The organism is Ruegeria sp. HKCCD4315 (assembly GCF_013112245.1).
Lineage (GTDB): Bacteria > Pseudomonadota > Alphaproteobacteria > Rhodobacterales > Rhodobacteraceae > Ruegeria.
This window is the reverse complement of record NZ_WVRN01000001.1, coordinates 796,638-811,744: the sequence shown is the minus strand read 5'-3', so window position 1 is coordinate 811,744 and position 15,107 is coordinate 796,638. Positions and strand designations below refer to the sequence as shown.

Genomic DNA, 15,107 nt, shown 5'->3' with positions numbered 1-15,107 from the left:
CGTACCGCAGATCAGGGCGTGAGAATCCAGTTGCCATTGCCGTCATCGCACCGGCGGGTTCTGATCTCGCGGCTCTGATCCCCACCTTCCGGCTGAATTATGTGTTGAAGGCTGACGCAGTTGCCCTGCACATTTTGCACCCGGATCGTGCCTTTCGATCCGGTATCGTCGTTTTTCCAGGCCCGCTCCTGACCAACAGATGGCGTACCGCTGGTCAGCATCGTGTTCGCGGTTGCGTTGACCACTTCGAAATCCGCAGGCGACAAGCCCATCTCTGCAATGATTCGCGACAGTGGCTTGGCGTCTGCCAAACTGGTCATCAAAAGAAAACCACAAGCGGCGATTGCGGGCAAAAACTGGGCTTTCATAGCGGCCTCACAGAACTGAAATCATTTGTGTCCAAGGATATACCGCTGCCGCTGCCGGGCCAAGCCCCTGACGTCGACCTTCAAATTATCCCGAACAAACCTATCGCGCCGGTGGACCTATCTGCGCCCGGTCTTTGCGTTCATAGTGCCGTATAAACGACCCCGAGGCTCATGATGACCAACCCAACCTATTTTGCCCCGACCGGGGGCCATCCCGGTCAGGACCAACTGTTGACTGACCGCGCTATGTTCACGGACGCTTATGCGGTCATCCCCAAAGGCACGATGCGCGACATCGTCACCAGTTCCCTACCTTTCTGGGAAGGCACGCGCCTGTGGGTTCTGTCGCGTCCGCTTAGTGGATTCGCCGAGACATTCTCGCAATACATCATGGAGGTACAACCCGGCGGTGGCAGCGACCAGCCTGAAACCGAAGCGCAGGCCCAGGCCGTTCTCTTTGTGGTCGAGGGGGCTGTCACCTTAACCCTGAATGCCGAAAAACATGTATTGGAAACAGGGGGTTATGCCTATATTCCACCAGGAAGCGACTGGACATTGCACAACACGGGTGACGCAGTCGCCCGGTTCCATTGGGTCCGCAAAGCCTATCAGTCGGTGCCCGGGCTGCCTTTGCCCGATCCGATCATAACCAACGAGCGAGACGTGACACCAGTGGAAATGCCGGGAACACAGGGCCGCTGGTCGACCACGCGGTTTGCCGACCCTCAGGACCTGCGCCATGACATGCATGTGAACATCGTCAATTTCGAACCCGGCGGGGTCATCCCGTTTGCCGAGACCCATGTGATGGAGCACGGGCTTTATGTGCTGGAAGGCAAAGCTGTCTATCGCCTCAATCAGGACTGGGTCGAGGTCGAAGCGGGCGATTACATGTGGTTACGCGCCTTCTGCCCGCAAGCCTGTTATGCGGGTGGTCCGGGGCGGTTCCGGTATCTGCTGTATAAGGACGTCAATCGGCACATGCCCTTGTCTTTGCCCTAAGGTAAACAGGTGGCTCGCAAAGGTGTGCCGTGAATTTGTGGCTTCGGGGCTTCACACGCGCGCCGGAATTTGCTGAAATCCAAGCAAATTCTGATTTTAAGCATTGGAGATTGTTCCATGAAACTGCGCCCTGCCCTGCTGGCCATTGCCGCACTCGCCGCATCTGCGACCCTTTTCACCTCGCCCCTTTCCGCCAAGGAAGAGACCAAATCCGTACTTGTCATGAGCCGCACCTGGGCAGTGACGCAAGTCTCGGACACGCCGGTTGTGTACCGCGCCACGCGTGACAACAACAACCTCAACCCGTTTGGCCCCCCGCCACGTTTGCGCACGCTTCAGGCCATCGCCGCAATTCAGCAGGCAACCGGGTGCAAACCGATCGTGGCCAGCATGTATCAGAACATATCGGGCCAGTTCTTCTCGCAGGTCAGCTGCAACTGACAGTACGTCAGTTAAGGCATTGAGGTCGCCTGAACGGCCTGCCATAGCTTGCGCATGAAACTCGCGATTAACGGATTCGGCCGTATCGGCCGTACGATCCTGCGGCAGGTTCTGGCCCTGCCGCAGGGGTCGGATATCGAGCTGGTGCTGATCAATGACATCGCACCGCTGGAAACCTGCGCCTACCTGTTCAAATACGACAGCACGTTCGGCCCCTACCCTGGCGATGTGTCCGAAGGGGATGCCGCGCTGATTGTGGATGGGCGGACGATTCCGATGACCCACAGTGCCGATCTGACCCGCGTTGATTTGTCGGGTGTTGACGTGATGCTGGACTGCACGGGCATTGCCCGCAGCTCTGACGTTGCGCGTCGCGGTCTTACCGCGGGCGCGGGCAAGGTGCTGATATCTGGCCCTTCGCCTGCAGCGGATGTGACCATTGTTCTGGGCGCAAACGAGGATCAACTGGGCAGCGCGAGGATCGTGTCCAACGCCTCGTGCACCACCAACGGGTTGGCACCGCTGGTCAAGATGATCGACGACATCGCAGGCATTGCCTCTGGTCATATGACAACCATTCACTGCTATACCAATAGCCAACCGATGGTGGACGCGCCGCGCGGCGACCTTGCCCGTTCGCGGGCCGGTGCGCTGTCAATGGTCCCCACGACGTCAAGCGCCATGCATCTGATCGATGTGGTTCTGCCGCATCTGGCCGGACGCGTTTCCGGCGCGGCGGTTCGTGTGCCGACGGCCAGTGTTTCCGCCGTGGACCTAATCGTGACACTTGAGCGGGGCCTCAGCATAAGTGCTTTTGACCAAGCGCTGAAAGAGGCTGTTTCTGCCTCGCCCGTGCTTGGCTGGACAGATATGCCGCTGGTCTCGTCTGACCTGCGCGCCCGCCCGGAATCATTGGTCATCGCCGGGCCGGAAACCCGCATGGTTGGGGAAAATCAGGTTCGGATTTTTGGCTGGTACGACAATGAATGGGGCTTTTCAGCCCGGATGCTGGACGTCGCCCGCCTTATGGCGACGGAGTAGCCGGATCGCGGCCCTGACGGATGGCACGTGATCCGGCGGGGAACAGGTTACTTATGTCCAGGCAAGCTGCCTGCACCATGCCCGGACATTCCACCCGATACTTCTTCGGTGGCTTCGTCAGTCAATTCTTCCGGCAGGATGAGGTTGAGCACGATCGCAATAACTGCTGCTGGCAGAAGTCCACTTTTCATCAGGATACCCAGCGTGTCCGGCAAGTGCTGAACCGCGTCTGGTTCAAGCTGTAAACCGAATCCGATGGAAAGCGAGATCGCAAAAATCACCATGTTGCGCCTGTTCCAGTCTACATCTGACAGCATCGAAATACCCGCAGCCACAACCATCCCGAACATGACGATGACGCCCCCGCCCAACACCTCAATTGGAATGGTCCGGATGATTGCACCGACCTTGGGAACCAACCCGCACAGGATCAGGAACAAGGCACCAATGGTTACGACATGGCGGCTCATCACGCCTGTCATCGCGATCAAACCGACATTCTGACTGAAGGATGTGTTGGGCAAGCCACCAAAGACACCGGCCAGTGCCGAACCGAAACCGTCAGCATAGGTCGCACCGGCTATCTCTTCATCCGTTGCCTCACGTCCTGCACCACCCTTGGTCACACCCGAAACGTCGCCTACGGTTTCGATGGCCGAGACAAAGGCCATGAGGCAGAAACCGATCACGGCGGCAAATGAGAATTCAAACCCGTATTTGAACGGAACAGGCAGTGCAAACGCCGAAGCGCGACCCCAGCTTGTACCAATCGCTTCAAAGGTCACCATCCCGACCATCAATGCATAAAGGTATCCAACCGCCAGACCAATCAGGACAGCTGAAACTGAAAGCATGCCCCTGGCGAAGAATTTCAACGCAAGCGTTACAACAACAACGACCATCGCTGCTGACCAGTTCAGCATTGACCCGTATTCTGGCGTACCGATTGCCGGAACTCCTCCGGCAGCGTACTGGATACCAACTTTGACCAACGCCAGACCGATCATCGTGACTACAAGACCGGTCACAAGTGGTGGCAAAGCGAAACGTATCTTCCCGATGACAGCCCCCAGACAGGCATGGAACACACCACCGATGATCACACCCCCGAACAAAGCTGCCAACCCGTCGACCCCTTTACCCGCCACAAGTGGGATCATAATTGGCAGAAAGGCGAAACTTGTCCCCTGAACAATCGGCAACGCAGCCCCAACCGGACCCAGAGTGACCGTCTGCAACAACGTTGCCACGCCAGCGAACAGCATCGACATCTGGATCAAGTACAAAAGCTCTGGGAAATCGGGCGAGTTCGAACCAAACCCAAACCCAGCCGCACCTGCGACAATGATTGCAGGTGTCACGTTTGAGACGAACATCGCCAGAACGTGCTGAATACCCAGTGGAATCGCCTTGTGCAGCGCGGGTGTGAAATTCGGATCCCGAAGTTGTTCGGGTGTTCCAATTGAAGTTTCGGCCATGGGCACTGTCCTCTCAGTCAGAGTTCACGGGGGTATTGCCGCTTATCCCGCGGCTTCATTGGGTTTCGGCACCACCTCATAGGGTGTGTCGAACCAGTGTTCTTCCAGATTTGAGCCGGTGCCGATCCTGTCCACCACCGCAAACAGACCCGGGCCACGCAGAGGTGTCAGAACGCCATGCCACGTTCCGCGGTGGTAATTCACCATCTGGCCCGGCTTGGTTATGAACGCGCGCGGGACGCCCGGTTCCCCGACATTGTCGGTCGCGACGATCACCAGAAAAGGCTGATGCGTCATGGGAATGAAAGCCTGACTGCCGTCAGGATGGCGCTCGACCATCTCAAGCGTGTAGGGCAGTGAACGGGGGTTGGCATTGAACAGGCTCAGCCCAGCCCGGCCATCAGAAAAATCCAACTGCGCGCGGTCATGAAACCGCCCGCATTGTTCCTGGTTGATGATCTTGTCGGGCGGCCCAGACGCCTCGATCAAATCTCCAAATGGGGCAAATGCGTCTGCCGAGATTATTTCTGTCACGATCTGCCGGGTCATGCGGGCAATACATCCCGCAACCGGAACTCGGCGATCCGTTCAACCTGACGGCAGGCTTCGGCAAATTCCGTCGTGCGATCCTGTTCAATACGTCGCTGGAAGGCTTCGAGGATCGACGCTTTGTTATGGTCCCGTACCGCAATTATGAAGGGGAACCCGAAGGTCTGCGTGTAGCGCTGGTTCAGATCAGTAAACGTCTCGCGCTCGGCATCGGTCAGCGCGTCCAACCCGGCCGAGGCTTGCTCTGACGTGCTTTCCTGTGTCAGCCGTTTGGCCTGCGCCAGCTTACCCGCCAAATCCGGATGTGCGGTCAGAACGCCCAAACGCTCGTCTTCTGAAGCCGAACGGAACATGCGCGTCAACGCGTTGTGCAGCCCACCAGCAGTGTCATGTGCCGGGCCCAGCTCCAGATCAAAGGCGCGTTCAGCAATCCAGGCCGAATGCTCAAAAATACCGCCAAATGCCTCGACAAACGCGGTGCGGTCCATCTGTGACGGACGCACGCGATGCACCGGCGGATGGGTGGTTGCCCAGTGTTGCGCGATTTGCAATCGCGTTGTGAACCAGACATCGGCAAATCCCCGTGCATAGTCCAAGAACCGTTTCAGCGCCATCACACGCCCCGGTCGGCCAATCAGGCGGCAATGCAAACCGATCGAGAGCATCTTGGGAACGCCCGCCTCACCCTCAGCGTACAGTGCGTCAAAACTGTCTTTCAGGTACGCGAAGAACTGATCACCCGAATTGAACCCCTGCGGGGTGGCAAAACGCATGTCGTTGCAATCCAGCGTGTAAGGCACGATCAACTGATCCCGCCCTCCGGTCTGCATCCAATAGGGAAGGTCGTCCGCATAGGTGTCTGCAACATAGGCAAACCCGCCCTCTTCCGCGACCAGACGCACTGTGTTTTCGGAACAGCGCCCCGTGTACCAGCCGCGCGGGCGTTCACCGACAACTTCTGTGTGCAGACGTATGGCCTCGGCTATTTGTGCACGTTCTTCGTCTGGGGTCATATCTTTGTGTTCGACCCATTTGAGGCCGTGGCTGGCAATTTCCCAACCAGCGGATTTCATCGCCGCCACTTGATCGGGCGAACGCGCCAGAGATGTGGCCACGCCATAAACCGTGATCGGAAGATCCTTCATCAGCCGATGCAAACGCCAGAAACCGGCGCGCGCGCCGTATTCATAGATCGATTCCATATTCCAATGCCGCTGACCCGGCCATTGCGCGGCCCCCACGATCTCGGACAAAAACGCCTCGGACGCGTCATCGCCGTGCAGCACGCAGTTTTCGCCGCCTTCCTCATAATTCAGCACGATCTGCACAGCCAACTTGGCCCCGCCCGGCCACTTCGCCTGCGGAGGGTGTGCTCCGTATCCGATCATGTCCCGGGGGTAACGCGGCGGCTGCATGGTATGGTCCATTTCTATTTCTGTTTCCAACAGACTTACCCCAGAACACAGCCTTTGATTATCAAATCAATCCGAACGCTGTTTCCGGTTCTTTCGGCATTTCAACTGTTTCGAACTTTGCGCCAGACTGTCAAAAATCAAAAGGCACATGATAGGAGAGACCGGTGGCAGGCTATTTGACAACCCATGTTCTGGATACCGCACGTGGCTGCCCTGCTGAGGGGCTGAAAATCGCGCTTTACCGCGTTTCCGGCAACTCTCATCGCAAACTAGTTGAGATGGTAACCAACGCGGATGGCCGAACCGACAGCCCAATATTGCCGCAGGACGCGTTTAAAACAGGCACTTACGAACTGATTTTCTTTGCAGGCGACTACCTGCGTGCAACAGGTCAGGACGGAGACGATCCCTTGTTTCTGGATCAGGTACCCATCCGGTTCGGCATGTCCGATGCAGAGGCGCATTACCATGTCCCGCTTCTGCTTTCGCCCTACGGCTATTCGACCTATCGCGGAAGCTGACTGAGAGCCGGGGGGCTTAAGCGGGTAGCTCGGCACTGCGGACGATTTTTCCGATCCGTTCGATCATGAAATCCATGAACAAACGCGCCTTCGGGTCTTGATGTCGCCGGTGCGTGTAAAGACATGCCATCTGCACGGGAACCGGTGGTGTTGCGGTTGCAACCGGAACAAGACGCCCGGATTTGAGGTGTTCGGCGACCTCAAAAACGGGTTTCATTGCAATCCCTTGCCCTGACAAAGCCCAATCCGTCAACACGTCTCCGTCATCACATTCAAACCGACCCGACACCGCAAAACGTTTCGGTCCCTCGGGGGTTTCCAGCATCCATTGAAACTCAGCCGCCCCCGGAAAGCGCAGGTTCAGGCATTCATGTTTGTCGGCGACCAGATCAGCCCCGCTTGATGGCATTCCGCGCCGCAACACATAGTCGGGGGCGGCACAAAGCACCCGCTGACAGTCTGCGATCTTACGGATGCGCAGGGTGCTGTCTTCGGGTTGGCCGATAAAGAACGCCAGATCCAGCCCTTCGGTTGTCAGGTCGACAGACCGGTCCGTCAGGCGCAAGCGCACGTCTACTTCTGGGTACGCAGCCAGAAAATCAGGAACATGCGGTGCCAGCAGACGGCGACCCACCCCCAGCGGCGCCGCCGCAAACAATGATCCACGTGGGGCTTCGGTCAGATGGGTCACCTTAGCCTCGGCATCATCCACCGCATCCAGAACCGCGACAGCTCCGGGATAAAACGCTTTGCCTTGCTCGGTCGGAGACAGATTGCGGGTCGTGCGCTGAAAAAGGCGTACGCCTAAGTGATCCTCAAGCTGAGAAATCCGCGCTGAAGTCACAGCCGGAGAAATTCGCAGGTCTCGCCCCGCGGCGGACATGCTGCCCAGATCGTAGACCCTGACAAAGGTGCGGATGTTATCGAGATAGGACATCTTTTCGTTTTTTTTGATACAGTTTGACAATATACGGGAATACCGAAGAAAAGCCTGTTTGCCTAGTGTGGTGGCAACCAATCGGAGACCTCTGAAATGTACGACTTTGCCGTGTTCTGGGACTGGATGGCGTTTGCCGTGCGCTGGTTGCACGTTATCACCGCCATGGCCTGGATCGGATCCTCATTTTACTTCATCGCGCTCGACCTGGGTCTGAACCGCAACATTCCGGGTCCGGCGGATGGCGAGGAATGGCAGGTGCATGGCGGCGGCTTCTACCATATCCAAAAGTATCTGGTGGCCCCCGAACGGATGCCGGATCACCTGACCTGGTTCAAATGGGAAAGTTATTCGACATGGCTCAGCGGTGCCGCGCTGCTGATGATCGTTTATTGGGTCGGTGGAGAGCTGTATCTGATCGATGTGGAAAAGGCTGATCTGGCCCTTTGGCAAGGCATTCTGATCTCGGCCGCCTCGCTGACGGTTGGATGGCTTGTCTATGATTTTCTGTGCAAATCAGGGCTTGGGGAACGCCCCACTTTGCTGATGGTTTTGCTGTTCGTTTTGTTAGTGGCCATGGGTTGGGGGTACAACCAGATCTTCACCGGGCGTGCGATGATGCTTCATCTGGGCGCGTTCACTGCCACGATCATGACGGCAAACGTGTTCTTCATCATCATGCCCAATCAACGCATTGTGGTGGATGATCTGAAAAACGGGCGCACACCGGATCCGAAATACGGCAAGATCGCCAAGCTGCGCTCAACCCACAACAACTACCTGACATTGCCCGTCCTGTTCCTGATGCTGTCCAACCATTACCCGCTGGCTTTTGCGACGGAATACAACTGGATCATCGCAGCGCTGGTTTTCCTGATGGGCGTGACCATCCGGCACTATTTCAACACCCGCCATGCCCGCGCCGGTAATCCCACCTGGACGTGGCTGGCCACCGCACTGCTGTTCATTGCCATCATGTGGCTATCGACAGCCCCCATGTACCAGCCGCTGGAAGAGGCAGAGGCACAGCCGCTAACACCTTATGAACAGAAATTTGCTGATGCGGACGGGTTCGAAGACGCCCATGACATTGTTCTTGGGCGTTGTTCAATGTGTCACGCGCGCGAGCCGGTCTGGGAGGGCATTCTTTGGGCCCCGAAAGGTGTGCTATTGGAAACCGAGGCCGATATTGCCCGAAACGCGCAGCAAATCTATCTGCAGGCTGGTGTGACGCATGCGATGCCTCCGGCAAACGTAACCTATATGGAACCTGAAGACCGCCAAGCCATCATCAGATGGGTGCGCAACGCCGGACTGTAGCACAAACGCAATTTACCCTAAATTTTCGCGTCAGGCGCATAATCTCTTTCCCAGATCGCATTCAGATGCTCTAACCTGAATGCAAAGGACCGTGGCAAACGCGGTGTATGATATTTGGAACTGGGACATTTGGGGCAATTCATGCAAGGGAGCAAGCCGCAAGGCCGTCTGAGGCGCTGGCTGAGTGTCGCTGTTGTGGCGTTGGCTCCAAACGTGTCACTGGCATTGGAAACCTCTCTGACCGCACCGGGTGCGTCCAAAGAACTGGTGGAGCGCCTGAAAGAGACGTCATCCGTCACCACCGCCGAAGAGCGCGGCCTGGATACCCCGCTTGAAATCCTGTCCGCCGCATTGTCGGATTACCGCACGATTGTGCAGATCCTGTATGACGAGGGGTATTTCAGCCCGGTAGTCAGCATCAAACTGGACGGCCAGGAAGCCGCGGAAATGAGTTCGCTGACCGTTCCGGCAAAGATCGACCGGGCGGTGATTAACGTTGAAACCGGGCCCAGCTTTAAATTCGGCACCGCCACTGTACAGCCGTTGGCGCCTGACACCGTTCTGCCGGAAGAGTTCGCAACCGGCAAACTGGCAACAACCGGCGCTATTCAACAGGCCACTTCAGCTGGCGTGCAAGGGTGGCGGGATGCAGGCCATGCCAAGGCTGGGGTCGCGGGGCAGAAAGTCATCGCACGGCATTCTCAGGCGCAGTTGGACGCTCAGGTCACGCTGGAACCGGGGCGCAGGCTGACATTCGGTAAAATGTTCATCCAGGGCGACACGGATGTGCGCCACAGATCCATCGAAAAGATCGCTGGGTTTCCAAGTGGAGAGGTGTATTCGCCTGAAAAGATTCAAAAGGTCGGAACACGTCTGCGCCGCACCGGCACGTTCAACGTCGTTTCACTGCAAGAGCGTGAGACACCAAATCCAGATGGCACGTTAGACTTTGATGCAACTTTCGAAGACCTGCCCAAACGTCGCATAACCTTTGGTGTTGAGCTTGCCTCGCGCGATGGTGTTGACGTGACAGCGACCTGGGCCCATCGCAATATGTTCAAACGTGCCGAGCGCTTACGCTTTGAAGCCGCGATACGCAACATCGGCGGGGCCGAGAACATCGACGGCCGGATCGGCTTGCGCCTGGATCAACCGGATCGCCTCGGCCCGGACGACAACACATTCTGGAGCGCGCTACTGGAACGGCGCAACACTGAAAACTACAACGTGTCGGTTGCGTCGCTGGCCTACGGTGCGCGTCGCACCTTCTCGGACAACCTCTATGCCGAAGCCTCTGCCGGTTTTCAGTGGTCGGATGCTGATGATGCGTATGGAAGCGGTCGCAAGTTCAGGTATTTCATCGTGCCGTTCCGCTCGGAATGGGACGAACGCGACAGTAAAGTCAGCGCCACACGGGGCTTTTATCTTGATTCACAAGTCATGCCCTTTGTTGGTATTTCCGGTACCGACACGGGCATCCGCCTGTTTTTTGATGGTCGGGCTTATACCAGCTTGGGGACAGGGGGTCGGATCGTTTTGGCCGGGCGCGCGCAGCTGGGTTCCGTAATTGGTCCCCCTGCCGATGGCGTCACGCCTGACTTCCTTTTCTTCTCGGGCGGTGCGGGAACCGTTCGCGGGCAACCCTATGAAAGCCTTGGCATTCCGGTTGGAACCGGCATCGCAGGCGGCAAGTCGTTTATCGGCTTGTCAGGTGAAATTCGCGGCAAGGTCACCGATAGCCTGTCACTGGTCGGGTTTTATGACTACGGTGTTGTCGATACGTCTTCGTTCATTGGCAGTGGTGCGGAAGATCACGCTGGAGCTGGGATTGGTGTAAGATACGATCTGGGCGGATTTGGACCTTTACGATTTGATCTCGCCTATCCGGTGAGTGGTCCCACCGGCGACGGCCTGCAGTTTTACATCGGGATCGGACAGGCGTTTTGAGACGGTTTCTTTCATACCCTCTGCTGATCGGCACTCTGCTGCTTGCTCCAACGGCTGGGCAAGCGCAGGAGGACGAAGGCGGCAGCATGATCGAGCGGTTCCTGCAGGATACGCTGTCAGGTGACGATCAGAACGTGACCGTTACGGGCCTTCAAGGCGCGCTGAGCTCACGGGCCACCATCGCCGAGATTACGGTTGCCGACGATGAAGGGATCTGGCTGACCATTAAGGATGCAGTGCTGGACTGGAACCGCCTGGCGCTGATCCGTGGCCGGTTTTCTGTCAACGCCCTGACCGCACAGGAAATTGACATCGCCCGCACCCCGGGCACCACCACCAAAGATACGCCGCCCCCCGCAGCTGAAACGCAAGCCTTTCAACTGCCCGAACTTCCTGTTTCCATCGAAATCGGTGAAATCAGCATCAGCGAACTGTCTTTGGGCGAGCCACTGATCGGCGTTGCGGCAGAGTTGGCAGTGAACGGAAACCTGTCACTGGCGGATGGCACGCTGGATACAAATCTCGACATCACACGCCTGGACCGCGCCGGGGATGAAATCAAGCTGAGCGCTGGGTTTCAGAACTCTGACAGTCAAATCGATCTTGATCTTCAGGTGACCGAGGCGGCGGGCGGCCTGATATCAACGGCTCTTAAAATCCCGGATAGCCCACCCATTGGGCTGACCGCAAAAGGGTCCGGGCCGGTGAGCGATTTCACGGCGGATATTGGCCTCAGCAGTGATGGCCAACCACGCGTGACCGGGCAGGTGCGCCTGCGTTCGGCCCCGACCGCAGCGGCAAGCGCCGACGAGGGCATCGCCTTTACAGCCGATCTCGGTGGGGATCTGACGCCCTTTGTAGCCGAAAACATGGATACGTTCTTTGGCACCAAGACACAGTTGTTTGTGGACGGGCGAACCGAAGCAGATGGCGCGCTGACCATCAGTGATCTTGAGCTGACCTCTCAAGCGCTGAACCTCAAGGGTGAGCTGCAACTGGCCGCCGGTGGGCAACTGCAACTGGCCGCCTTGCAAGGGCGGATCACACCGCCGGACGGGCAAAACGTGGTATTGCCGGTTTCGGGCGGCGACACGTCCATCGAAGCGGCACAGATTTCGGCTTTGTTTGACGAGAAAAACGGCAATCTGTGGGACCTGAGCCTCACCGCCAACGGAATAAAGACGCCACAGATCGATTTGCAACGTGCGCAAATCTCGGGGCAGGGAACGCTGGAACAAGGGACGGCCCTGCAACTGGATGGCGATCTTCAGGCTGCTCTGGACGGGATCGACCTGGCTGACGATGCGCTGAACGCAGCCGTGGGCGAGCGCGTCACGCTGGATGGTGTGTTCGCCTATGGCAGTGATCAAACGGTCAATCTGTCCGGCGTGGAGCTGGTTGGTTCTGATTACGAACTGGGGCTGGACGCGGTGATCAGCGGCCTGTCCACAGGTCTGGCCGTAGATGGCACGGCCACGTTGCAGGCGACGGACTTGTCGCGGTTTTCGGATCTGGCAAAGATGGATCTTGGGGGCCAGGTGTCTGCACGGCTTGTGGGGCAAGGCTCTCCGCTGGAAGGCAGCTTTGACGGCAAGCTAGAGGTCGAAGGAAATGACCTGTCCACCGGACGCGACGACATCGACCCGGTCATTCGCGGCAACACCACAATCACTGTAGACGTCAAGCGGGGTGCAGATGGCGTAACGATCCGGGATTTCACACTGATCGGGGACACCCTGCGTGCACAGGCTGACGGCACAGTTACCACGCCCGGTGGCAATCTGACCATCGACGGGCAGGCCACGGTCAATGCTCAGGACCTCTCTATCTTCTCGGGCCTTGCAAATCGCGAGCTTGGCGGTGCCTTACAAGCACAGCTCAACGGTAAGGGCGCGGTTCAGACGCTGGAATTCGATGGGACCGCCAGCGTGACGAGCCGGGACATCAAAACCGGCATGTCTGAAATCGACCCCCTGGTTTCGGGTCGGACCGAGATCACCTTTGACGGTGCGCTCAGCCAGGATCAAATCGTGATCCGCGACGCCAAGGTGAACGGAACCGCCGTTACGGCACAAGCGGCAGCCACAATCGACGATCCGACAAGTGCGCTGGCTGTGGATGGCGAAGCCAGCCTGAACATCCCCGATCTGTCTCTGTTCTCGGGCCTTGCCAAACGCGACCTTGCCGGGTCAATCAAAACCGATGTTTCGGGCAAAGGTGCGTTAGGAAGCAAAAGCTTTGATGTGAAAGGCAAACTGGATGCGAACGACATCCAGACTGGAATCGACGCTGTCGACAAACTGATCCAAGGGCGCACCACCCTGACCGTGGACGCGCAAAATGGCGATGAAGGGCTTGATATCCGCGGTTTCCGGTTGAAGGGAACCGCCCTGTCGGCTGAGGCGTCTGGGAAACTCGATCGGGATGCCGGGGGGTTGAGCTTTACTGCTGCGCTGGACGACTTGGGCCGACTGTCTGACACTCTGACAGGGCCATTGAAACTGGATGGAAACGTCGCGCCCACAAGCACAGGCTTTGAAGGCACAGCCAATCTGCAAGGACCGGACAGCTCTTATGCCAAAGTCGCGGGCTCAGTGGATACGAACGGCTCAGCCGACTTGGACTTCGACGCAAAATTCAACCGCATTGAGCGGTTCGTCCCTGATTTCCCGGGCACCATCGCAGCGACGGGCAATGCAAAGCGGGACAATGGGCTTTGGACCATCGACGCCAAAGCAGAAGGGCCTGCCGACATCACCAGCACTGTTGCAGGAACCTTCGATGAAACCAGCACTGAAGCCGATCTTAAGGCGCAAGGCGGCGTCAACCTTGGGATAGCAAATATCTTTATTACACCCAACAAGATCGACGGGTCGGCACGTTTCAATCTGGCCCTGAAAGGGGCACCTGCACTGGCGTCGCTCAGCGGATCTGTCACGACCTCTGGCACATCTCTTGCCATTCCCGGTGCAGGCCAAACGATCACCGGTATCAGCGGCCAGATCGATCTGGCGCAAAGTCGTGCAACCATCAACCTCAGTGGTGGAGTGCGCGCCGGCGGCGGCTTTACCGTTACCGGACCTGTTGACCTTACACCGCCTTTCAACGCACAGATTACGACAGCGTTGAACAGCCTCGTGCTGACGGATCAGCTGCTCTATGAGACTACCTTGAATGGCCAGATCGCAATGACCGGGGCGCTGGCCGGAGACAGTTCGATTGCCGGGCAAATCACATTCGATGAAACCAATATCAATCTCGCGGCCGCTTCCGGCGCGGTCGGGGCGGCACCGATCCCCGAGATTGAACATGTCAATGAAAGCCGCCCGGCCTTTGTCACCCGAGAACGCGCGGGGCTGGTTGTTACAGAAGAGGCCAGCCAAAGCAATTCCAGAATTGCGCTGGACATCAGCCTGCTGGCCCCCAAGGCCGTGTTCGTCCGAGGACGGGGCGTAAACGCAGAGTTGGGTGGCCGGATCTTCATCGGCGGCACCACCACTGCCGTTGTTCCGTCCGGCCAGATCGAACTAATCCGAGGCAATTTCGACATTCTGGGCCGCCGGTTGGCCCTGACGAAAGGCATCGTTACCCTCCAAGGCGACCTGACGCCTTATATCGAGTTTGAGTCTTCGGCCAGTACGTCGGACGGAACTGCCACAATCGAAATTGCGGGGCCTTTGGATTCGCCCGAGGTCAACGTGTTCTCTGACCCCGAACGCCCGGCCGAAGAAGCGCTTGCGATGCTGCTGTTCGGGAATCGGTTCTCGGAGATTTCACCATTCCTGATTGCGCAGATGGCCGCCTCGCTGGCCCAACTCAGCGGCGCGGGTGGTGATGTCACCAAGGGGCTGCGGGAATCCACCGGCGTGGATACAATCGACGTCGGCGCTTCGGAAAGTGGCGCGGGCCGGTTGGGGGCTGGCGCCTATCTGGGTGAAAACCTGTACACCGACTTCACGGTCAATACGGAAGGCGATACCGAGGTGAACCTGAACCTGGATGTGACAGACAATTTCACGGTCAAGGGCACGGTTGATGGCCGCGGCGAAACTGGCATCGGGGTGTTTTTCGAACGCGACTATTAAAGC

General features: G+C 57.8%; 12 protein-coding genes. 7 read left to right on the top strand and 5 right to left on the bottom strand.

The genetic code is table 11. The features are described from left to right. Positions 1-11 precede the first annotated feature (11 nt). Positions 12-368, bottom strand: coding sequence for a hypothetical protein (locus GS646_RS04035; RefSeq protein WP_171186964.1), 357 nt, complete (start codon positions 366-368; stop codon positions 12-14). Between the two features lie 174 nt (positions 369-542). On the opposite strand from GS646_RS04035, the gene GS646_RS04030 reads away from it, so the two are divergent. From GS646_RS04030 to GS646_RS04020, 3 genes are all read left to right on the top strand, one after another. Continuing rightward, on the top strand, positions 543-1,370 hold the full coding sequence (locus GS646_RS04030; RefSeq protein WP_171186966.1) for a bifunctional allantoicase/(S)-ureidoglycine aminohydrolase: 828 nt from the start codon (positions 543-545) through the stop codon (positions 1,368-1,370). 117 nt (positions 1,371-1,487) lie between these two features. Next, positions 1,488-1,811, top strand: a complete 324-nt coding sequence (locus tag GS646_RS04025; protein ID WP_171186968.1) for a hypothetical protein — start codon at positions 1,488-1,490, stop codon at positions 1,809-1,811. Positions 1,812-1,865: 54 nt separating this feature from the next. Continuing rightward, positions 1,866-2,852, top strand: coding sequence for a type I glyceraldehyde-3-phosphate dehydrogenase (locus GS646_RS04020; protein ID WP_171186970.1), 987 nt, complete (start codon positions 1,866-1,868; stop codon positions 2,850-2,852). 47 nt (positions 2,853-2,899) lie between these two features. On the opposite strand, the gene GS646_RS04015 is transcribed toward GS646_RS04020, so the two are convergent. Genes GS646_RS04015 through puuE form a run of 3 tightly spaced genes read right to left on the bottom strand, consistent with a single transcriptional unit; the run spans position 2,900 to position 6,294 of the window. Continuing rightward, on the bottom strand, positions 2,900-4,330 hold the full coding sequence (locus tag GS646_RS04015; RefSeq protein WP_171094274.1) for a uracil-xanthine permease family protein: 1,431 nt from the start codon (positions 4,328-4,330) through the stop codon (positions 2,900-2,902). Positions 4,331-4,372: 42 nt separating this feature from the next. Next, positions 4,373-4,879 (bottom strand): ureidoglycolate lyase, encoded by a 507-nt coding sequence (locus GS646_RS04010; protein WP_171186972.1) that lies wholly within the window; start codon positions 4,877-4,879, stop codon positions 4,373-4,375. Then, positions 4,876-6,294, bottom strand: a complete 1,419-nt coding sequence (puuE, locus tag GS646_RS04005; RefSeq protein WP_171187143.1) for an allantoinase PuuE — start codon at positions 6,292-6,294, stop codon at positions 4,876-4,878. The genes GS646_RS04010 and puuE overlap by 4 nt, the downstream gene beginning before the upstream one ends. Positions 6,295-6,458: 164 nt before the next feature. Here puuE and uraH point away from each other — a divergent pair, with 164 nt between their 5' ends. After that, entirely contained in the window at positions 6,459-6,815 is a 357-nt protein-coding gene (gene uraH / locus GS646_RS04000; protein ID WP_171186974.1) for a hydroxyisourate hydrolase, read from the top strand. Between the two features lie 16 nt (positions 6,816-6,831). On the opposite strand, the gene GS646_RS03995 is transcribed toward uraH, so the two are convergent. Then, a complete protein-coding gene (locus GS646_RS03995) occupies positions 6,832-7,752 on the bottom strand; it encodes a LysR family transcriptional regulator (protein WP_171186976.1) in 921 nt (306 codons plus the stop codon). A gap of 96 nt (positions 7,753-7,848) precedes the next feature. Between GS646_RS03995 and GS646_RS03990 the strand changes: the two genes are divergently transcribed. From GS646_RS03990 to GS646_RS03980, 3 genes are all read left to right on the top strand, one after another. Then, entirely contained in the window at positions 7,849-9,072 is a 1,224-nt protein-coding gene (locus GS646_RS03990) for a urate hydroxylase PuuD (protein ID WP_171647563.1), read from the top strand. Between the two features lie 141 nt (positions 9,073-9,213). Next, on the top strand, positions 9,214-11,019 hold the full coding sequence (locus tag GS646_RS03985) for an autotransporter assembly complex family protein (protein WP_171647565.1): 1,806 nt from the start codon (positions 9,214-9,216) through the stop codon (positions 11,017-11,019). Beyond that, entirely contained in the window at positions 11,016-15,104 is a 4,089-nt protein-coding gene (locus GS646_RS03980) for a translocation/assembly module TamB domain-containing protein (protein WP_253746550.1), read from the top strand. The genes GS646_RS03985 and GS646_RS03980 overlap by 4 nt, the downstream gene beginning before the upstream one ends. Positions 15,105-15,107: the final 3 nt, after the last annotated feature.